The organism is Sporosarcina sp. Y352 (genome assembly GCF_056786535.1).
The window spans coordinates 337,534-358,405 of record NZ_JBXCJE010000002.1; the positions used below are offsets into that span (position 1 = coordinate 337,534).

Annotated in this window: 22 protein-coding genes; 21 read left to right on the plus strand and 1 reads right to left on the minus strand. The window is 41.3% G+C overall.

Features of this window, described 5'->3' with window-relative positions; all coding sequences use genetic code 11:
- Nucleotides 1–89: 89 nt before the first annotated feature.
- From sucC to topA, 4 genes are all read left to right on the plus strand, one after another.
- Nucleotides 90–1,250, plus strand: a complete 1,161-nt coding sequence (gene sucC, locus AC1TO6_RS04600) for an ADP-forming succinate--CoA ligase subunit beta (RefSeq protein ID WP_482100425.1) — start codon at nt 90–92, stop codon at nt 1,248–1,250.
- Between the two features lie 18 nt (nt 1,251–1,268).
- A complete protein-coding gene (gene sucD, locus AC1TO6_RS04605; RefSeq protein ID WP_482100426.1) occupies nt 1,269–2,171 on the plus strand; it encodes a succinate--CoA ligase subunit alpha in 903 nt (300 codons plus the stop codon).
- Between the two features lie 65 nt (nt 2,172–2,236).
- On the plus strand, nt 2,237–3,124 hold the full coding sequence (dprA, locus tag AC1TO6_RS04610) for a DNA-processing protein DprA (protein ID WP_482100427.1): 888 nt from the start codon (nt 2,237–2,239) through the stop codon (nt 3,122–3,124).
- Between the two features lie 114 nt (nt 3,125–3,238).
- Complete coding sequence (topA, locus tag AC1TO6_RS04615; protein ID WP_482100428.1) at nt 3,239–5,311, plus strand: type I DNA topoisomerase; 2,073 nt, start codon at nt 3,239–3,241, stop codon at nt 5,309–5,311.
- Between the two features lie 140 nt (nt 5,312–5,451).
- Here topA and AC1TO6_RS04620 read toward each other — a convergent pair whose 3' ends face one another.
- Nucleotides 5,452–5,829: a hypothetical protein gene (locus AC1TO6_RS04620; RefSeq protein ID WP_482100429.1), complete on the minus strand. Its 378-nt coding sequence runs from the start codon at nt 5,827–5,829 to the stop codon at nt 5,452–5,454.
- On the opposite strand from AC1TO6_RS04620, the gene trmFO reads away from it, so the two are divergent.
- From trmFO to AC1TO6_RS04705, 17 genes are all read left to right on the plus strand, one after another.
- A complete protein-coding gene (gene trmFO, locus AC1TO6_RS04625) occupies nt 5,823–7,133 on the plus strand; it encodes an FADH(2)-oxidizing methylenetetrahydrofolate--tRNA-(uracil(54)-C(5))-methyltransferase TrmFO (RefSeq protein WP_482100430.1) in 1,311 nt (436 codons plus the stop codon). The genes AC1TO6_RS04620 and trmFO overlap by 7 nt on opposite strands.
- A gap of 307 nt (nt 7,134–7,440) precedes the next feature.
- Nucleotides 7,441–8,340 (plus strand): tyrosine recombinase XerC, encoded by a 900-nt coding sequence (xerC, locus tag AC1TO6_RS04630; RefSeq protein WP_482100431.1) that lies wholly within the window; start codon nt 7,441–7,443, stop codon nt 8,338–8,340.
- Between the two features lie 9 nt (nt 8,341–8,349).
- Nucleotides 8,350–8,895 (plus strand): ATP-dependent protease subunit HslV, encoded by a 546-nt coding sequence (gene hslV / locus AC1TO6_RS04635; RefSeq protein WP_482100610.1) that lies wholly within the window; start codon nt 8,350–8,352, stop codon nt 8,893–8,895.
- Nucleotides 8,895–10,292, plus strand: a complete 1,398-nt coding sequence (gene hslU / locus AC1TO6_RS04640; protein WP_482100611.1) for an ATP-dependent protease ATPase subunit HslU — start codon at nt 8,895–8,897, stop codon at nt 10,290–10,292. Before hslV ends, hslU begins: the two co-directional genes overlap by 1 nt.
- An 85-nt stretch (nt 10,293–10,377) precedes the next feature.
- Nucleotides 10,378–11,154, plus strand: coding sequence for a GTP-sensing pleiotropic transcriptional regulator CodY (gene codY, locus AC1TO6_RS04645; RefSeq protein WP_482100432.1), 777 nt, complete (start codon nt 10,378–10,380; stop codon nt 11,152–11,154).
- A 326-nt stretch (nt 11,155–11,480) separates the two neighbouring features.
- Nucleotides 11,481–11,873: a flagellar basal body rod protein FlgB gene (gene flgB / locus AC1TO6_RS04650; RefSeq protein ID WP_482100433.1), complete on the plus strand. Its 393-nt coding sequence runs from the start codon at nt 11,481–11,483 to the stop codon at nt 11,871–11,873.
- 2 nt (nt 11,874–11,875) lie between these two features.
- Nucleotides 11,876–12,337 carry a flagellar basal body rod protein FlgC gene (gene flgC, locus AC1TO6_RS04655; protein WP_482100434.1) on the plus strand — a complete coding sequence of 154 codons (462 nt, stop codon included), beginning with the start codon at nt 11,876–11,878 and terminating at the stop codon, nt 12,335–12,337.
- A gap of 75 nt (nt 12,338–12,412) precedes the next feature.
- Nucleotides 12,413–12,670 carry a flagellar hook-basal body complex protein FliE gene (gene fliE, locus AC1TO6_RS04660; protein WP_482100612.1) on the plus strand — a complete coding sequence of 86 codons (258 nt, stop codon included), beginning with the start codon at nt 12,413–12,415 and terminating at the stop codon, nt 12,668–12,670.
- 62 nt (nt 12,671–12,732) lie between these two features.
- Nucleotides 12,733–14,325, plus strand: a complete 1,593-nt coding sequence (gene fliF / locus AC1TO6_RS04665) for a flagellar basal-body MS-ring/collar protein FliF (protein ID WP_482100435.1) — start codon at nt 12,733–12,735, stop codon at nt 14,323–14,325.
- Nucleotides 14,326–14,339: 14 nt separating this feature from the next.
- Nucleotides 14,340–15,353: a flagellar motor switch protein FliG gene (gene fliG, locus AC1TO6_RS04670; RefSeq protein WP_482100436.1), complete on the plus strand. Its 1,014-nt coding sequence runs from the start codon at nt 14,340–14,342 to the stop codon at nt 15,351–15,353.
- Entirely contained in the window at nt 15,337–16,116 is a 780-nt protein-coding gene (gene fliH / locus AC1TO6_RS04675; RefSeq protein WP_482100437.1) for a flagellar assembly protein FliH, read from the plus strand. The genes fliG and fliH overlap by 17 nt, the downstream gene beginning before the upstream one ends.
- Nucleotides 16,117–16,118: 2 nt before the next feature.
- Complete coding sequence (fliI, locus tag AC1TO6_RS04680; protein ID WP_482100613.1) at nt 16,119–17,450, plus strand: flagellar protein export ATPase FliI; 1,332 nt, start codon at nt 16,119–16,121, stop codon at nt 17,448–17,450.
- Complete coding sequence (gene fliJ, locus AC1TO6_RS04685; protein WP_482100438.1) at nt 17,447–17,896, plus strand: flagellar export protein FliJ; 450 nt, start codon at nt 17,447–17,449, stop codon at nt 17,894–17,896. The genes fliI and fliJ overlap by 4 nt, the downstream gene beginning before the upstream one ends.
- A gap of 4 nt (nt 17,897–17,900) precedes the next feature.
- Nucleotides 17,901–18,506, plus strand: coding sequence for a MotE family protein (locus AC1TO6_RS04690; protein WP_482100439.1), 606 nt, complete (start codon nt 17,901–17,903; stop codon nt 18,504–18,506).
- Between the two features lie 40 nt (nt 18,507–18,546).
- The gene (locus tag AC1TO6_RS04695; protein WP_482100440.1) at nt 18,547–19,737 is read left to right on the plus strand and encodes a flagellar hook-length control protein FliK; all 1,191 of its coding nucleotides are present in this window, start codon (nt 18,547–18,549) and stop codon (nt 19,735–19,737) included.
- A gap of 3 nt (nt 19,738–19,740) precedes the next feature.
- Nucleotides 19,741–20,388: a flagellar hook assembly protein FlgD gene (gene flgD / locus AC1TO6_RS04700; RefSeq protein WP_482100441.1), complete on the plus strand. Its 648-nt coding sequence runs from the start codon at nt 19,741–19,743 to the stop codon at nt 20,386–20,388.
- A 19-nt stretch (nt 20,389–20,407) separates the two neighbouring features.
- Nucleotides 20,408–20,788 carry a TIGR02530 family flagellar biosynthesis protein gene (locus AC1TO6_RS04705; protein ID WP_482100442.1) on the plus strand — a complete coding sequence of 127 codons (381 nt, stop codon included), beginning with the start codon at nt 20,408–20,410 and terminating at the stop codon, nt 20,786–20,788.
- Nucleotides 20,789–20,872 lie beyond the last annotated feature (84 nt).

The window sequence follows — 20,872 nt, forward strand, 5'->3', positions numbered from 1 at the left end:
CACACAACTATGGACAATGTTTGACAAGTTTACTACAATGGATGAGGCAGTAAATTAAAAGAGTTAGAAGTTCGAATGGAGGATGTAAGATGAATATCCATGAATATCAAGGTAAACAGTTACTAAGAGAATACGGGGTAGCTGTTTCTAATGGTCTTGTTGCTTTCTCTCCTGAGGAAGCGGTAAAAGCTGCGAAGGAACTAGGTACAGACATTATCGTAGTAAAAGCGCAAATCCACGCAGGTGGCCGCGGGAAAGCAGGCGGAGTTAAGATTGCAAAAAATCTTGATGAAGTTCGTGCTTACGCAAAAGAATTGATTGGTAAGACACTTGTTACTCACCAAACAGGTCCTGAAGGTAAAGAGATTAAACGTCTACTTATCGAGGAAGGTTCCGACATTAAGAAAGAATATTATCTTGGACTAGTCCTTGATAGTGCTACAGATCGCGTAACACTTATGGGTTCTGAAGAAGGCGGAGTGGATATCGAGGATGTTGCGGAAGCGACACCTGAAAAGATATTCAAAGAAGTCATTGACCCAGTTATCGGTTTAACTGGATTCCAAGCACGCCGCATGGCATATAACATGAACATCCCTACACACCTTGTAAACAAAGCTGCGAAATTTATGCTTGGACTTTATCAAGTATTCGTAGAAAAAGACGCATCCATCGTTGAAATTAACCCGCTAGTTGTAACAGCTGGTGACGATGTACTTGCTCTTGACGCGAAGTTCAACTTTGACGACAGTGCACTATACCGTCACAAAGACATTCAAGAACTACGTGACTTTGATGAAGAGGATCCAAAAGAAATCGAAGCTTCGAAGTATGACCTTAGCTATATTTCCCTAGATGGTAGTATTGGCTGCATGGTTAACGGCGCAGGCCTTGCGATGGCTACAATGGATACAATCAACTACTACGGCGGATCACCTGCTAACTTCCTAGACGTTGGTGGCAGTGCGACAGCTGAAAAGGTTACTGAAGCATTCAAAATCATCCTTTCTGATAAAAATGTTAAAGGGATTTTCGTCAACATTTTCGGTGGTATCATGAAATGTGACGTTATCGCTGAAGGTGTTATTGTTGCATCAAAAGAAGTTGGTCTTCAAGTACCACTTGTCGTTCGTCTAGAAGGTACAAATGTCGACTTAGGTAAAGCACTTTTGAATGAATCAGGTTTGAACATCATCGCTGCTGATACAATGGCAGACGGTGCTAAAAAGATTGTAGAACTAGTAGGTTAAGAAAGGCAGGGACAAACGATGAGTATTTTTATTAACAAAGATACAAAGGTTATCGTACAAGGAATTACAGGTGCTACGGCACTTTTCCATACAGAACAAATGCTTGAGTACGGAACGAAAATTGTTGGCGGAGTAACGCCTGGTAAAGGCGGAACAGAAGTAGCGGGAGTTCCTGTTTTCAATACAGTTGAAGAAGCTGTAAAAGCGACAGGCGCAAACGTTTCTGTTATTTATGTACCAGCTCCATTTGCTGCAGATGCAATTTTGGAAGCAGTAGAAGCTGAACTTGATATGACAATCTGTATTACAGAGCATATCCCAGTACTCGATATGGCAAAAGTGAAGCGCTACATGGAAGGCAAGAAAACACGTCTTGTCGGTCCAAACTGTCCGGGTGTTATTACGGCAGACGAATGTAAAATCGGTATCATGCCTGGCTACATTAATACAAAAGGTCATGTAGGCGTTGTTTCACGTTCTGGTACACTTACGTATGAAGCAGTACTTCAATTGACGAATGCTGGAATCGGACAGTCAACATCTGTTGGTATCGGTGGAGATCCTATCAATGGAACAAACTTTATCGATGTATTAAAAGCATTCAACGAAGACCCTGAGACATATGCGGTTGTTATGATCGGTGAAATCGGCGGAACTGCTGAAGAAGAAGCAGCTGAGTGGATTAAAGCGAATATGACGAAGCCTGTTGTTGGCTTTATCGGTGGTCAAACAGCTCCTGAAGGAAAACGTATGGGCCATGCTGGTGCCATTATTTCCGGCGGTAAAGGGACAGCTGCAGACAAAATCAAAGCGCTAAATGCTGCTGGGGTTGAAGTTGCAGACACTCCTTCTGTGATCGGTGAAACGTTAATTAAAGTTATTAAAGAAAAAGGTCTGTACGAAAGTTGTAAAACACACTAATATTAAAGATGCAGCGTGATTTATGCGCTGCATCTTTTTTTGTTATTTCATAAGGGAGGAATTAAATGGAACTGACAGATGCTGAAAAGCGATTGCTAGGGCTTCACTATGTATTTCCGGTACCTTTGAACAGATTAAACAGCCTTTACGAGATAGACCCCAATCTCGATAGATTATATGTTTACAAGGCTATTGAACTTGCTCGAATTTTGAATATCACTACGTCAAAAGCAAGCCAATTAAGAGGTAATTTGCTTCAAAATATGTCGACCCCCTACGAAAAGTTATATCAAAGGCATGCAATCACCGCCATTCCATTCTCACACCCCCTTTACCCTGACCAGTTGCGAATACTTATCGATCCCCCGGCAGTACTGTATATTAAAGGTGATCCAACGCTATTTGCCAACGCCCTTAATGTTGCAATTATTGGATCTCGAAAAGCAACAATTTATTCAAAAAGAGCAATGTCATTGATTGTGCCACCACTCGTAGAAAATAAGGCTGTTATTGTATCTGGACTTGCGATGGGTGCTGATACGATGGCTCATGAAGCTGCAATTGAATTTGGTGGAAAAACCATAGCTGTACTGGGCCATGGGTTATTACACCTGTATCCGAAAGAAAATCGATTGCTTGCGGAGAAAATAGCGGCTGAACATCTGCTAGTCACAGAGTATCCACCTTACGTAAGTCCTGAACGTTGGACATTTCCGATGCGGAATCGAATCATAAGCGGTTTAGCCGATGCAGTCGTAGTAACAGAATCCGCAGATAAAAGTGGAACGATGAGCACAGTCGAGCATGCGCTTGATCATGGGAAAGATATCTATGCCGTTCCCGGTCCTATCACATCACCATTATCGGCAGGGCCGAATAAGTTGCTAGATGAGGGCGCAAAACCGGTCTGGAATGGATTTCAAATCGTCGAATCGCTAGTTTTTAAGAATTGAAAAAACACCTTTTCCTCTAAAAAGTTTGCATTAATTCGAAATCTGGTATACATTTTGCAACAGATATTCTTTTGAGGAATAAATATGGAACCTCTTTAAGGAGGCAGACACTTAATGGCAGACTACCTAGTAATTGTAGAGTCACCCGCAAAGGCGAAAACGATCGAGCGTTATCTCGGAAAGAAATATAAAGTGCGTGCATCACTTGGTCACTTACGCGATTTACCGCGCAGCCAGATGGGTGTAGATACCGAAAATAATTATGAACCGAAGTACATTACGATCCGCGGCAAAGGCCCGATTCTTCAAGAATTGAAAAAAGAAGCTAAAAAAGCTAAAAAAATCTTTCTCGCAGCTGACCCAGATAGAGAAGGGGAAGCAATTGCTTGGCACTTAGCAAACCAACTTGGCGTAGATATTGAATCAGATTGCCGTGTTGTATTCAATGAAATAACAAAAGAAGCGATTAAAGAATCCTTTAAAAATCCACGTCCCATCGATATGGATCGCGTAGATGCTCAACAGGCACGTCGTATATTGGACCGCCTGGTAGGCTATAACATAAGTCCGATCCTTTGGAAGAAAGTTAAAAAAGGTCTTTCCGCAGGACGCGTTCAATCTGTAGCACTTCGTATGATTATCGATAGAGAAAATGAAATCAATGCGTTCGTACCTGAAGAGTATTGGAGTATTTCGGCTCAATTTGAAAAAGATGATACTTCATTTGAAGCGGAGTTTTTTGGCGATTCAAAGAAAAAAGTAAAACTGACAGACAAGAAACAAGTCGATGCCATTCTAAGTCAATTAGAAGGAGATAAATTCGATATTGGGAAAGTCGTGAAAAAAGAGCGCAAACGAAATCCGGCACTGCCGTTCACAACTTCGTCCTTGCAACAGGAAGCGGCTAGAAAGCTAAACTTCCGAGCGAAAAAGACAATGATGCTTGCCCAGCAACTATATGAAGGTATCAACCTCGGAAAAGAAGGACAAGTCGGTCTTATAACTTATATGAGAACTGACTCAACTAGAATTGCCGATAGTGCTAAAGAAGAAGCAAAATCATTCATAGAAACAATGTATGGAAAAGAGTTTGTTGCAACATCTAAGCCAGCAGCAAAAAGTACTGCAAAAACGCAGGACGCACACGAGGCGATACGCCCGACGTCAGTCATGCGACCACCAGCTGCGATGAAAACGGTGTTGTCCCGCGATCAACTGCGTCTCTATAAACTGATTTGGGAGCGACTTGTTGCTAGTCAGATGGCTCCAGCGGTACTTGATACAGTCGCTGTTGACCTTGTGAACGGTGAAGTCCGCTTCAGGGCAAATGGATCACAAGTGAAATTCCAAGGATTTATGAAAGTGTATGTTGAAGGTAATGACGATAAAGAAGAGGAGAAAGACCGTATTCTCCCGCCGCTCGAAGAAGGGGAACAAGTGAAGTTCAGTGAAATTGACCCCAAACAGCACTTTACTCAACCGCCTCCGAGGTATTCGGAAGCAAGATTGGTTAAAACGCTCGAGGAGCAGGGAATAGGTCGTCCGTCCACGTACGCACCGACACTCGACACAATTCAAAAACGGGGATATGTGACACTGGATGCGAAGAGATTTATTCCGACAGAGCTTGGCGGGATAGTCCATCAGGCAGTAAATCAATACTTCCCAAATATTATTGACCTTGAATTTACAGCGCAAATGGAAAAAGAACTTGATAACGTTGAACACGGCCAGACAAAATGGGTCGAAGTAATTGATAATTTTTATGGGGATTTTGAAAAGCATGTGCAAGTTGCAGATGCTGAGATGGAAAAAATTGAAATCAAAGACGAGCCTGCAGGTGAAGATTGTGAGAAATGCGGTTCGGCTATGGTATACAAATTAGGCCGTTATGGGAAATTCATGGCATGTTCGAATTTTCCGGAATGCCGTAATACGAAAGCAATTATCAAACCCATCGGCGTCACTTGCCCATCTTGTAAAGAAGGACAGGTCGTCGAACGTAAAAGTAAAACGAAACGTATATTTTACGGATGCGATCAGTACCCCGAATGTGAATATGTTTCATGGGACAAACCCGTTTCAAGACCTTGTCCGAAATGTGAAAGCACGCTAGTTGAAAAGAAATCGAAAAAAGGCGTTCAGATTCAATGTACAGAATGTGACTACAAAGAAGATACGCAATAATAACGAAAAGTGGAAGGCGTCGTTTAGATGCGGCAGACATAAGACGGTCTGGCGGAGCAGCGTTCTTTGCTGCACAGCTGGAACGACGACGTACCGGTGACTTTCCGGTATGCTTATGACCGAGCATCTGACGCCTGGAACTAGACAATAAGGAAAAGCGGAAGCGCCTGCTCAGAGGCGACAGGCATAAGACGGGCTGGCGAAGTAGCGTTTTTTGCTGCATAGCCAGGCTGCCTTATGACCCGAGCCTCTAGGCGCTGTAGCCTGGACAATAAAGAAAAGTGGAAGGCGTCGTCTACAAATGAACGCAGCCTAAGTGCGCCACTTCCTGTGGCAACAGCTGCATGACCTACATCCTGTAAGCCCGCGGTAGACATAAGACGGGCTGGCGAAGCAGCGCCCTTTGCTGCACAGCCAGAACGACGACGTACCGGTGAACTTTCCGGTATGCTTATGACCGAGCATCTGACGCCTGGAACTAAACTAACAACTAGAAAGAGAAGGTGAAGGTATGACACCCATCGTAAATGTGATAGGCGCAGGCCTCGCTGGGAGTGAGGCTGCATGGCAAATCGCCAGTCGTGGTGTAAATGTTCGTTTATATGAAATGCGTCCGGTAAAACAGACGCCAGCGCACCATACAGACAAATTTGCTGAACTGGTGTGCAGTAACTCACTGCGCGCAAACAATCTGACGAATGCAGTAGGTATTATTAAAGAAGAGATGAGAATGCTTGATTCACTGATTATTAGAGCGGCAGATGCTTGCTCGGTTCCTGCAGGGGGAGCATTGGCGGTTGACCGTCATGAATTTGCAGGAAAAGTAACAGAAACGATTCGAAATCATCCGCTCATCGAGGTTATTAATGAAGAAGTGACTGAACTACCAAAAGGAATTACTATCATTGCAACGGGTCCTTTGACGTCACCTGCACTAGCTGAAGAGATACGTAAACTAACAGGCGAAGACTATCTGTATTTCTACGACGCAGCAGCACCTATTATTGAAAAAGATTCAATTGATATGGATAAAGTATATTTGAAATCTAGATATGATAAAGGTGAAGCCGCTTATTTAAATTGTCCGATGAATGAGGAAGAGTTTGAACGATTTTATAATGCGCTTGTCGCAGCGGAAATCGTACCACTTAAGGAATTTGAGAAAGAGATTTATTTCGAAGGGTGTATGCCCGTTGAAGTAATCGCTCAAAGAGGTGCCAAAACACTTTTATTCGGTGCACTTAAACCAGTAGGGCTTGAACATCCGGAAACTGGAGAGCTTGCAAAAGCGGTTGTCCAGCTTCGTCAGGATGATGCGGCGGGTACATTATATAACATCGTGGGCTTTCAAACACATATGAAATGGGGCGCACAAAAGGAAGTTATCAATCTTATTCCTGGCTTGGAGAATGTTGAAATCGTTCGTTATGGTGTTATGCATCGGAACACTTTCATTAACTCACCCCGTGTGTTGGATGCGACTTATCAATTGAAAGCGAATCGTAATCTATTTTTCGCAGGCCAAATGACTGGTGTAGAAGGTTACGTCGAATCGGCTGGTTCGGGACTCATAGCAGGTATGAATGCCGCCAATTTGGCACTTGGAAATGAACCTATCACTTTCCCACACGAAACAGCACTGGGTAGCATGGCGCGATACGTCACGGAAGCTAACCCGAATAATTTCCAACCGATGAACATTAACTTTGGTCTCTTCCCAGAACTTGATAAACGCGTTAAAACCAAAGTTGAAAGAGCAGAAAAGCACGCAGAGCGCGCTCTGAATGCAATTAGTGAATTTCAGACAGTCACACTAAGTTGATTTTAATTTATTAAGATTAGTGAAGTCATGGATGTGATCCGGGCTTCTTTTTTTTGCGGATATGAACAAATTGTGTCTAAAAGTAGAACAAATTGCAAGAGGTCAGACATCTTGGTGATAGATAGTTGCCGAATTAACGATATTTATTGTATAGTGAATCGTGGATGACTTTTGAATTCCTTAAGAAGTCATTATTTTACGTCTATTCATCAATTTGCTATAGTGTTTTGTGTGAAGTGTGTTATTATTCAAATGACTCAGAATAGTTTATCAGCTTTAGGACTTTTTCATTCGAGGAGTGAAATGTATGACTGTACAACCTTCTATCATTCGTGATGAATACATTTCATATGTACGCCTGGAAAAAAACTATTCTTTTTATACAGTATTAGAGTATGAAAAAGATGTAGATGCATTTCTGTCCTTTCTAGAAGTTGAGGGGATAGCAGATTTAAATGATGTCACGTATCCCGAAGCAAGGCTTTATGCGACGGAACTTTATGACAAGGGTTTATCGAGAGCATCGATTTCCAGAAAAGTATCTTCAATCCGTTCATTCTTCAAGTTTGCGAATGCCAGATATGAGATTAATGATATTGCATTCCGTTCACTCCACCATCCGAAGAAGGAAGATAGACTTCCGGCTTTTTTTTATGAAGAAGAACTGGAGCTGTTATTTTCGTCTTGTGATGGGCAGGATAAGAAGTCATTACGTGACTATGCACTCTTGGAGTTACTTTATGCAACAGGCATACGCGTTAGTGAGCTAACTTCCATCAAAATACAGGATATAGATGACCATCTTGGCATCGTTCTGGTCATGGGAAAAGGTCGCAAAGAACGATATGTTCCGTTTGGTAGTTTTGCGCAATCCGCACTCGATGCTTATCGTGAGAAAAGCAGACTGGATTTGATGAAACAAAAAGAACATGACATGTTGTTCGTCAATTTGCGGGGCGATCCTTTGACTGACCGAGGTGTGCGTCATATCTTGAGCATGATGATGGAACGCGCATCACTCCACTCAAAGATTTATCCACATATGATTCGCCACTCTTTTGCAACTCATCTTTTGGCAGGAGGGGCTGACATGAGGACTGTTCAGGAACTTCTGGGACACAGTCACTTATCTTCAACGCAAGTGTATACACACATAACAAAAGAGCACTTAAGGAAAACATATATGAATACGCATCCGCGAGCATAGGAGGATGATCTGATGGAATTCCATGCAACTACAATTTTTGCAATTCGTCATAATGGTGTAAGTGCCATGTCGGGTGATGGGCAAGTAACAGTAGGAAATGCAGTCGTTATGAAGCATACGGCAAAAAAAGTACGTAGAATATTTGGCGGTAAAGTGTTGGCAGGCTTTGCGGGATCCGTAGCAGACGCTTTTACACTATTTGAATTGTTCGAAGCAAAGCTAACCGAGTACAATGGGAATCTTCAACGGGCCTCAGTAGAACTTGCTAAAGAATGGCGGGGCGACCGGATTCTTCGTAAACTTGAAGCGATGTTGCTTGTCATGGATAGCGAAACATTACTTCTTGTGTCGGGTACTGGTGAAGTGATTGAACCGGATGACGGAATTTTAGCAATCGGTTCTGGTGGTCATTATGCACTTGCTGCCGGAAGAGCATTGAAAAAGTATAGCGGTCAATCACTGAACGCTGCTGAAATTGCGCAAGCGGCGCTGGAGACGGCTGCAGAAATATGTGTCTTTACTAATGACCATATTATTGTGGAGGTGCTTGAATGATAAATAAAGTAGAGCTGACACCCAAAGAACTAACTGCGCATCTAGATAGATATATTATTGGACAGGATAAAGCGAAGAGGGCAGTGGCTGTTGCAATTCGTAACAGATACAGAAGAAGTCTTTTATTGGATGAAGAGAAAAATGAAATCATTCCAAAAAACATACTAATGATTGGTCCGACCGGTGTTGGGAAGACTGAAATCGCTAGACGCATTGCGAAACTTGTCAACGCGCCGTTCCTAAAAGTTGAAGCTACAAAGTTTACAGAAGTTGGCTATGTCGGACGTGATGTTGAATCGATGATAAGAGATTTAACTGAAGCAGGTGTGCGGATTGTTCGGGAAGAACAACGCGAAGCTGTGAAAGAGAATGCATCTATCCTTGCCGAAGAGCGTCTCATTGAACTTCTCGTTCCTGAAAAAAAGAAAATGGGTAATATACAAAATCCCTTTGAAATGCTGTTCGGGCAAAAAACAGAACAAGAAGAGCCGGATTATGCAGAAATGGCCGATGTGAAGCGTAAACGTTCTGATATCGCCGCAAGCCTTAAAGCGGGTGAACTTGAAGAGCAAATGGTTACGATTGAAATTTCTGCTCAGCAGCCATCCATGTTTGACAGCTTGCAAGGCTCGGGTATGGAACAAATGGGTGCAAATATGCAAGATGCTCTTTCTTCACTTATGCCAAAAAAGACAGTGAAGCGGAATTTGAAAGTAAAAGACGCTCGTATTGCCCTCGAAGCGGAAGAGGCCGACAAACTCATTGATACTGATGAAATCGCTCGGCGTGCTATTGAATTGACAGAGCAGTCAGGGATTATCTTCATTGATGAGATGGACAAAATCGCAAGTAGGGGTGGAGGTAGTTCTTCAGCTGATGTTTCACGAGAAGGTGTACAACGAGATATTTTACCAATCGTTGAAGGGTCATCCGTCACTACTAAGTACGGAACTGTTAAAACGGACTTTATCCTATTCATTGCTGCGGGAGCTTTCCACATGTCAAAGCCCTCTGATATCATTCCAGAGCTGCAAGGCCGATTTCCAATCCGGGTTGAACTTGAAAAACTAACTAAAGATGATTTTATCCGTATTTTAAAAGAGCCAGACTTTTCATTAATCCGACAATACGAAAAACTGCTTAATACAGAAGATGTCGTTTTAGACTTTACGGATGAAGCAATCAGTAGGCTTGCTGAAATCGCATTTGAAGTGAATGATTCGACAGAAAATATCGGAGCTAGACGCTTACATACGATTTTGGAGAAGTTACTTGAAGAATTATCGTTTGAAGCATCTGATATTGGACCTGCAACAATAAAAATAACACCTGCATATGTCGACGAAAAGTTGAAAGATATCGCAAAAAACAAAGATTTGTCACAATTTATCTTATAACGAAACATATTAGTTTATTTAATGATTGAAAACCTTTAGAATATTCTTTAAACGACAGCAATTACTTTGAGGAGGAAATATAAAAATGAATTTATTATCAAAAACACGCGAAATTAACGCAATGCTACAAGAATCAGCAGGAAAACCGGTAAACTTTAAAGAAATGGCTGAAAAACTCAGCTTTGTAATCGAATGTAACGCTTTTATCGTTAGTAGAAAAGGGAAATTGCTAGGTCTAGAAATTCATCATAAAATTGACAACGAACGCATGAAACAAATGTTCATCGATCGCAAATTTCCTGAAGAATATACGAATCGCTTGTTTGACGTGAGAGAGACATCTTCTAACCTTGATGTCCACAATACTCATTCAGTATTCCCAAATGAAAACCGAGAATTATTCAAAGACGGTTTGACGACAATTGTTCCTATCGTCGGTGGCGGTGAGCGCCTTGGTACGCTTATCCTCGCAAGACTTAAAGATGACTTCCAAGATGACGACTTGATTCTTGCAGAGTATGGAGCAACAGTCGTAGGTATGGAAATTTTACGTGAAAAATCTGAGAAAATCGAAATTGAAGCACGCAGTAAAGCAGTTGTTCAAATGGCAATCAGTTCACTTTCTTACAGTGAACACGAAGCTATCGAACACATCTTCCATGAGCTTGACGGTAACGAAGGTTTGCTAGTGGCATCTAAAATTGCAGATCGCGTGGGAATCACTCGCTCGGTTATCGTAAATGCTTTGCGTAAACTTGAAAGTGCCGGCGTCATCGAATCTCGTTCACTTGGTATGAAAGGAACTTATATTAAAGTTCTTAACAATAAATTCCTAGAAGAACTCGAAAAGCAAAAATCATAATTAACAATTAATTTTCAAGCACTTCTTTTGAAAAAAGAGAAGTGCTTTTTTATTTGCATTAAACAAGCGTGCATAAAGTGAGTATTGAATTCAGAAAATAAATAAATACATAGTACCCATTATTTTTGAACTATTATTATCCTCATAATGACTTATATATTGTAAATAGTGCTAAATGAACTAATGGTTATTAATCATATAGTGATAGACAAGAATCTACAAAATCCGCTACAATAGTAGTAGCTATATTAATACTAAAATATAATCAGAATTATAGAGATTAGCATCATACTATTGGGGAATATATAGATTGAGAGGTGAGAAGATTGAGTTTATTTGGAACGATGATTTCGCAATTGGAACGGGGTTTAGATTATTCTGCTACAAAAGGAAAAGTAATCTCGCAAAATATAGCAAATGTTGACACGCCAAATTACAAAGCGAAAGACGTCAGTTTTAAAGAAGTTTTCGATGAAGCGAGGGGTAATTCTCTAGAAACCTACAGAACGGATAAAAGGCATATCGCTTTTAATACACCTACGACTCACCCCGGAGTTTTCAATTACTCAAATCTCCGCTATCGTCAAAATGGAAACGGTGTAGACATGGATAAAGAACAAGCAAATTTAGCGTCGAATCAAATTTACTATAACGCAGTCGTCGATCGGATTAATGGGAAGTTTAGTACGTTACAAAACGTCATTAAAGGAGGTCGTTAACATTGACTATATTTCATAGTTTAAACACCTCTGCATCTGCATTAACTGCTCAACGTCTTAGGATGGATGTTATATCCTCCAATATGGCGAACGTAGATACAACACGCGGGAGAATGGTTGAGGGTGAATGGCAGCCCTACCGCCGTAAATCTGTTTCGTTTCAACCCCGGGAAGGACAGTTTTCGTCAATGTTGAATGCGGCAATGGGAAAACAGGTAAAAGGATCAGCGGGGTACGGTGTTACGGTTTCAACTATTAAAGAAGATACGGAAACATCATTTAAGCTTGTTTTTGATCCATCTCACCCTGATGCGAATGAGGATGGGTATGTTTCGATGCCAAATGTTGACCCGTTACGTGAAATGATTGACCTAATGTCTGCGACACGTTCTTATGAAGCAAATGTAACTGTTATTAATGCAAATAAATCTATGCTCATGAAAGCACTTGAAATCGGTAAATGATAGTTTAGGAAGGATGATAAAAGAATGGCGATACAATCTGTTTTCAATCCAGTGCAGTCAGCAGGACTTTTAAAAATGGATACACAAATGAAGCCGACACCCAGTGAGGCGCAACAAAGCTTTGGGACTTTCTTGAAAGAGGCAATCCAAGAAGTAAATACGAAACAATATGAATCAGATTTGATGACAGAAAAACTTGTGCGTGGCGGAGATATTGAACTTCATGACGTCATGATAGCATCGCAGAAAGCATCGATTGCCTTAAATGCAACAATGGAAGTGCGGAATAAAGTAGTGGAAGCATATCAGGAAATTATCCGTATGCCTGTATGAATGAGTGACTCATTCAAATTAAGTTGGATTTTCGAATTCCGTAAGCTGACCGGAGGATTACAATGAATGAAAGATTGGCGAAAATCAGAGCTGATATTCAGACGTTCTGGTTAAGTCGTACAAAAAAACAAAAAATAACCTATTTCGGTTCTGCCGCTGCGGTTATTATAATCGCTGCTATACTGACTTTCTTCCTATCAAGGACAGAATTTGTACCCCTGTATTCTGAAGTATCCCAATCTGAAATAGGACGGATAAAGGAACAGTTGGATAGCCAAGGCGTGCCAAGTGAAATTGCGCCAGGTGGAACTTCAATACTCGTACCAAAAGAGCGTGTAGATGATTTACTGGTATCGCTTGCCGCGGAAGGATTTCCAAACTCAGGAATGATAGATTATTCCTTTTTTGCGGAAAATGCAGGATTTGGAACAACGGACAATGAGTTTAATATGATTAAACTCGCTTCAATGCAAACGGAACTAGCTAACCTGATTAAAGGAATAGCAGGCGTTAAAGATGCTAAAGTCATGATTACGTTGCCAACGGAAAGTGTTTTCTTGAATGAAAGCACTCAACAGGCTAGTGCATCGATTGTTCTTAATACAGATGCTGGCCATCAGTTTAGCGAACCGCAGATCACTGCGTTATATAACCTCGTCTCGAAGAGTCTCCCAAATCTATCAACGGACGATATTGTTATAACAAACCAGTATTTCGAATACTTCGACTTGAAGACTACCGATAATCCATCCGGACCAAGTATTGCAGATCAAATGTCGGTCAAAAAGACAATAGAACGTGATTTACAACGACAAGTGCAGATGATGCTCGGAACAATGATGGGACAGGATAAAATTGTGGTCTCCGTAACAACGGATATTGATTTTCAACTTGAAAATAGGGAAGAGAATCTTGTAACACCAGTCGATGAGGAGAGTATGGAAGGCATCGCGCTCAGCGTCCAGCGTCTCACGGAGTCATTTACAGGGAATGGGCCAGTTGCAGGTGGCACTCCTGAAGCAGAAGATCCAACAGATAACGGTACTGGGTTTGTGGAAGGTACGTTTTCAAATGGAGATTATGAAAAGATAGAAGAAACGGTAAATAATGAAGTGAACCGAATCCGTAAAGAAATTGTTGAAAGTCCTTATAAAATTCGTGATATAGGAATTCAGGTCATGGTAGAACCGCCAGTAGCAGATGATGCAACATCCATGCCACCGGGTTTGCAAGAAGATGTCCAACGGATTCTTGAAACGATTATTAGAACGTCGATTGATAAAGAAGCTTCTGGAGATTTAACTGATGCAGAGTTGAACGACAAAATCGTTGTTTCTGTCCAACCTTTCAATGGCAAGATTACGGACTTCTCAGAGCCGAAAACTGTAATCCCTTGGTGGGTTTATGTGATTGGTGTGTCATTGCTAGTTATCATCGCAATTCTTGTCTTTGCCTTCTTCCAAAAACGGAGAAGAGCCGAAGAACTGGAAGATGAACTAATTATCGAAGAACAACTTGTATCATTTGATGTAAATGACATAAACACAGAGCTTGAAACAGAAGGAACTGTCCGTAGAAAACAATTGGAGAAGATGGCAAAAGAAAAACCGGAAGAGTTTGCCAAATTATTGCGTACATGGATAGCCGAGGAATGACGGAGGGATAAATTGTGGTGAAAAAAGGCAAAGGGATGACAGGTAAGCAAAAAGCAGCACTCCTACTCATTTCCCTCGGTCCAGAAGTTTCAGCATCAATCTATAAGCATCTAAATGAAGATGAAATTGAACGACTGACACTAGAAATTTCAGGGGTTAAAAAAGTTGAATCATCGGTGAAGGAAGAAATTATCGAAGAGTTTCATAATATTGCGCTTGCACAGGATTATATTTCACAAGGCGGTATTGGTTATGCGAAGACAGTACTTGAAAAAGCGCTCGGCAAGGAACATGCACAAGCGATTATTAATCGTCTTACTTCATCTTTGCAAGTACGACCTTTTGATTTTGCCAGACGTGCCGATCCTTCACAGATATTAAATTTCATCCAAAACGAGCATCCACAAACAATCGCGCTCATTCTGTCTTATTTGGAGGCAGAACAAGCTGGAATGATTTTATCGTCATTACCGCAAGAAATGCAAGCAGATATAGCAAAGAGAATTGCGACGATGGATTCCACATCACCAGAAGTCATCAGTGAAATCGAAGCAGTGCTTGAACGTAAGCTCTCTTCAACTGTAACGCAGGATTATACGGAAACGGGTGGCATTGATGCCGTTGTTGAAGTACTGAATGGTGTTGACAGAACGACGGAGAAAACGATTCTGGATGCGCTTGAAATTCAAGATCCGGAATTAGCCGAAGAAATTCGTAAACGGATGTTTGTCTTTGAAGATATCGTTACACTGGATAACCGTTCGATTCAGCGTATCGTACGTGATTGTGAAAATGAAGATCTAATCCTATCATTGAAAGTTTCAAGTGAAGAAGTGAAGGATATTCTCTACAGGAATATGTCACAACGAATGGCGGAATCATTCCAAGAAGAAATGGAAGTCATGGGACCTGTCCGTTTGAAAGATGTGGAAGAAGCACAATCACGTATTGTTGGCATTATACGTAGGCTCGAGGAGTCAGGTGAAATCATTATCGCGCGTGGTGGAGGAGATGACATCATTGTCTAATGTATTTCGATCGTTTAATACGATACTGGAAGTTGGAGAAATGAAAGAAATTTCCATACGTAGTCTGACTGTTTCGCAGGAAGCCAACACGATAGTAGAACCATCATTAGATGAAGTGCTAGCTGAACGTGACCGCTTGTTAAAAGAAGCAAGTAAAGCGAATGAAGTTGAAAAAGCGTCAATTGAACAATTAAGACAAACCGCCACTGAAGATATAGCATCTATGCAAAAAGCATGGCAGAACGAGAAAACCGAGCTGCAGCAACAAGCATATGAAGAAGGTTTCCAAGTTGGATATGAGGAAGGGCACAATAAATCTATATCAGATATAGCTGCCTCTATTGAGACCGCAAATAGAGTCACGGAGTTATCAGATGATAACGCGCGCCAATACCTAGATAGCCAGGAACGTGTCATTCTCGATTTAGCAATGCTGTCCGCCGAAAGAATTATCGGCCAGACGCTTGAGGATGATAAGGAAAAGTATTTATCGGTTATTAAGAGAGCTTTGAAAGAGACTCGGGAAATGAAAGAAATTAAATTATACGTTTCTCTCGACTATTTTAAACTTGTTTCGGAGAATCGCTCTGAACTTGCATCTATATTTCCGCCCAATGTGCCTTTTCTTATTTTTTCAAATGAGGATTTTGAATCTGCAGATTGCTATATTGAAACAAACCACGGACGGATTGTTGTAAGCATTGATGAACAATTGAATGAACTAAGGGAAAAACTCATCGAAATCCTAGAAAGTGGTGTTTGATGATGAAAAAAGCGGAGGAACTAATTGAATTCATTCCAAATGTGAAGACCTTCAAGAAACTTGGACGCGTTGTCCGTGTAGTCGGTTTAATGATTGAGTCACAAGGACCTGAAAGCTCAATTGGTGATGTTTGCCATATTCATTTGAACACTTCTGGAAAAGATACCTCGATTATTAAAGCGGAAGTTGTTGGATTCAAGGAGGAAATCGTCATCCTGATGCCTTATACAAACATTCGTGATATTTCAAGCGGCTGCCTTGTTGAAAGCTTTGGAAAACCACTCGAAATCAAGGTTGGGATGAATCTTGTAGGAAAAGTACTCGATTCGATGGGAAATCCGATTGACAATAGCATCCTTCCTAAAGGGCTGACAACTGTCAGAACAGAACAGGATCCACCGAATGCGTTAACTCGCCCACCTATCAATGAAAAACTTGCTGTTGGTGTCAAAGCGATTGATGGTATGTTAACCGTTGGAAAAGGGCAGCGTGTCGGAATTTTTGCAGGTTCCGGCGTTGGTAAAAGTACTCTGCTTGGCATGATTGCCCGCAATACGACAGCTGACCTAAACGTCATCGCACTCATCGGTGAGCGGGGACGTGAAGTTCGGGAATTCATCGAACGTGACCTAGGACCTGAAGGGATGAGCCGATCGATTGTTGTAGCGACAACTTCTGATCAGCCTGCACTCATGCGTATTAAAGGAGCGTTCACAGCTACCGCAATCGCCGAGTATTTCCGTGACAAAGGAATGAACGTCATGCTGATGATGGATTCCGTAACACGGGTTGCAATGGCACAGCGGGAAATAGGGCTTGCTGTCGGAGAACCACCCGCTACGCGCGGTTACACCCCTTCTGTTTTTGCGATATTACCTAAATTATTAGAGCGAACGGGTACGAATGAGTTCGGTTCTATAACAGCGTTCTATACAGTTCTCGTCGATGGCGATGATATGAATGAGCCTATTGCTGATGCGGTACGGGGAATTCTTGATGGTCATATTGTGCTTGACCGAACACTCGCCAATAAAGGGCAATATCCTGCTATCAATGTCTTAAAAAGCGTAAGTCGGCTTATGAACCATATTGCAGATGAAGAACATGTAAAAGCAGCAGAAAAACTGCGTGATCTTTATTATACATACGATAAATCCGAGGATTTGATCAATATCGGTGCCTATAAACGGGGAACATCGAATGAAATCGATCGTGCAATTGAATTTGAGCCACTTATTACGAACTTTTTAAAACAAGGGTATAAAGATAATATCTCAATGGAAGACAGCATAGCGGAACTCGTTTCTCTTGGCACAGGAGGTGGGAATGTATGAAACCTTATCTCTACCGCTTCGAAAAGGTCTTGACGTTCCGTGAACAAGAAAAAACAGAAACTGAAGTAGAATTTAAAGGTGCAGTTGAGGCATTTGAAACAGTTGCTACCAAATTATACGAATTACTGAAGAAGAAAGAAGATATTCTCGTAGAGCAGCAGGTAAAGATGGCAGCTGGATTTTCAATTAATGAAATTCATCACTATGCAAGATTCATTTCCAGTTTAGAGAAAAGGACTGCAGAAATGCAACAACAAGTCATGCAAGCCCGCTCGAAAATGAACTGGTATGAGAATAAACTTTTGGAAAAAACGCTTGAGGTGCGAAAGTTTGAAAAAATGAAAGAAAAAGATCGTGAACATCATCGCGCTGAAATGGAACAGCTAGAAGCAATTCAGCTTGATGAATTGTCGACGCTGAAGTTCCGGAGAAGAGAAAACGGGTGATCATATGGCGAAAAAAATGAAACAAAATGTAGCACAATCTAACGTCGAAAAAGAAAAAAGTGCCGGGATATTTCAAGTACTTCTGTTATGGGTACTTATCCCGCTCCTGTTTGTTACGGCAGTGGGTTTAATCATAGCAACTGTTTTTGACGTTAATGTTTTTGATAAGGCAAAAGGATTGACGGAAAACCTTCCCTTTATTGCTGAAAGGGAAAATGAGAATTCAGACACTGGGAATTTAGTCCTTGAAGAGCGGCTTGTCACAATGCAAGCGGAAATTCAAGAGAAAGAAGCACAACTATTCAAAGTCCAGACAGATTTGGATACATCATCTGATGAAATCGAGAAATTACTGATTGAACAGGAGAAACTGCTTGATGAAATAGCCGTTCTCATTCGTGAAAAAGATGATTCCAAACGAAATTTCAAAGAGATTGTGACAACTTTTGAACAGATGTCGTCAAAATCTGCAGCCCCTGTCATTACAAAAATGAGTGATGCAGAAGCTATTCGGATTTTAACTGGCTTAAAAACTGATACCCTTGCTGGAATCCTTGAAAAAATGTCACCTGATGATGCTGCAAAATACACCACAATGATGACTAAATAGTAGACGTTTTTCACCGATAGTATTGAAGGGAGGTGAATAAGTGAACATCGCAACACTACAAGCAATGAACGGAATGAAACTCCAAGCAGTGTCGAATAATGCACAATCAGGACAGTCGGCCACAAATTCATTTGGTTCAGTTTTTAGCAGCATCGCTGGAAAAGTTCCATCAAATGAAGGAATAAAATCTGAAGCAATTGACAGTGACGTACCCGCCGAATCAATGATGGCGATTTTTGAAGCGACATCCCTCAAGGAGCTTGATACAGCTGTAAAGGGTTTAATAGATGATGAAAATACAGATTCGACCAATAAACTAGACTCAATTACCAACGCGGGTAATTTGGAAGAGCTTGCAAACTTGCTCGATTTAGATCCAAAACAGCTAATGGAAAGCATGCTTTCACTTTTAGAAAAAGCAGGACTTAGTGAAGCTGATTTGTCAGCAGTGTCCAGTACGACTGATCTATGGACAATAATTAATGCTGTTGAAGTTGTGGGTCCACAGTTTTTCAACCAATTGACGGACGCACTTAAAGGAAAAGGTGGTATACCGCAAAGACAGGCGGTTGAACTATTAACGTTGTTAAAAACAGTAGAACTCGCCGCGCCAAAAACCGATTTGCTCATGAAGCAGGAACAGCTTGTTTTCTCCTTGCAAGGCTACTTGGGTACAGCAAATAAGCATTTCGAAGAAAATGAAAACTCTGCAAAAAATGCAAAAAACGGCATAGCACAGTTGATGGAATCCAAGCATATCGGACATTTTGTCATTCTAGCAGAAAAAGGGGACCTTTTACCTTCTGAAGAAAACCGCAATAACGCTAAAAATGAGACCTTGCTACGAGAAATGCAAAATATATTTAAACGTTCAAACTTTGGTCAGACAGGTGGAACGAATCGTTTACTCATCAAACTGTATCCCGAACACCTTGGACAAGTTCGAATTGAGTTACTTCAGACGAACGGTGTCATGACAGCAAGAATACTTGCATCAACGGCACTCGGTAAAGAAATGCTGGACAGTCAGTTGCATCAGCTTAGAAACGCATTCCTACAGCAGAATCTGCAAGTGGAACGTATCGACATATCTCAAGCGCTGCAAGATACAGCTAAGAATGATCGAGAGCATGCATTCAACCAGCAAGAAACTAAAGATGAAGACAAACATGAACAAAACGGAGACGAAGTGATGTCATTCCAGGAATATATGATTGAGTTGGAGGTGTAAAGAATGATTGATGAACAACAACCCATTTCAAGTTCGATGTATTTGGTCAATAAGAAACGGGATGAGCGAAAAACCGGAGAAGGTGTCATGGGTAAAGATGACTTCATGAAATTATTAATCGCTCAACTGCAAAATCAAGACCCTACGAATCCCATGAAAGATAATGAGTTTATTGCACAGATGGCCCAATTTTCTTCACTTGAACAGACAATGAATTTAACGAAGTCCTTTGATAAATTTGCTGAAGCGCAAAATCAATCACAACTGATCCAATACAACAGTTTTGTCGGTAAAAGTATTAAATGGCATGAGATGTCGGATAAGGTCGGTGAAGATGGTAAGCCGATTGTCAATGAAGGAACAGGAATGATTAATTCCGTGAAGTTTGTGAATGGTTCGGCGGTCTTTACGATGCAGGATGGAAAAGAACTGACACCAGGAAATATATCAGAAGTGCTCGCGGGGTCAGGAAATTCTAATAGTTTAGTCGAAGCTAGCATGTTAATCGGTAAAACGGTCGGTTATTCGGTTGGTGAAGAAGAGAAGACAGGGACAGTCGTATCCGTTTCCAATAAAGAAGGGAAACTGCAGTATATTTTAAACGACGGAAACAGGATTGATGGAAATAGTTTTACGTCGATAAGCCAATAAGATAGAACGGAGCGATTGTATGGATAATATGAACATTCATCGCATTCCAGCGCAGCCACTCATACGCCAAGGACAACCGCTACTAACTGTGCAAAGCCCGAAACAATCGTTTTTAGAACATCTGAACAAAGCGGTACAACCTGCTGAACTTAAAATCAGCAAACACGCATCAGATCGTCTAGCGGAACGAAATATTCATATTTCGGATGCTGAATGGGCACATGTCACTGAAAAGGTAAACGAAGCGAAGATGAAGGGAATCAAAGAATCGCTTGTATTGATGGATCAGGCAGCACTTATTGTCAGTGCGAAAAATTCAACAGTCATAACAGCGATGGATCGCATGGAAGCGAAAGATCAACTATTTACAAATATCGATGGCACAATCGTACTGAGTTAATACCGGCAGGACCTTAATGGATGCCGATTGCCGCTGACTGATAGATGCGGCTACACTTTTTTACAAACGAGAGGGGCAAAATAT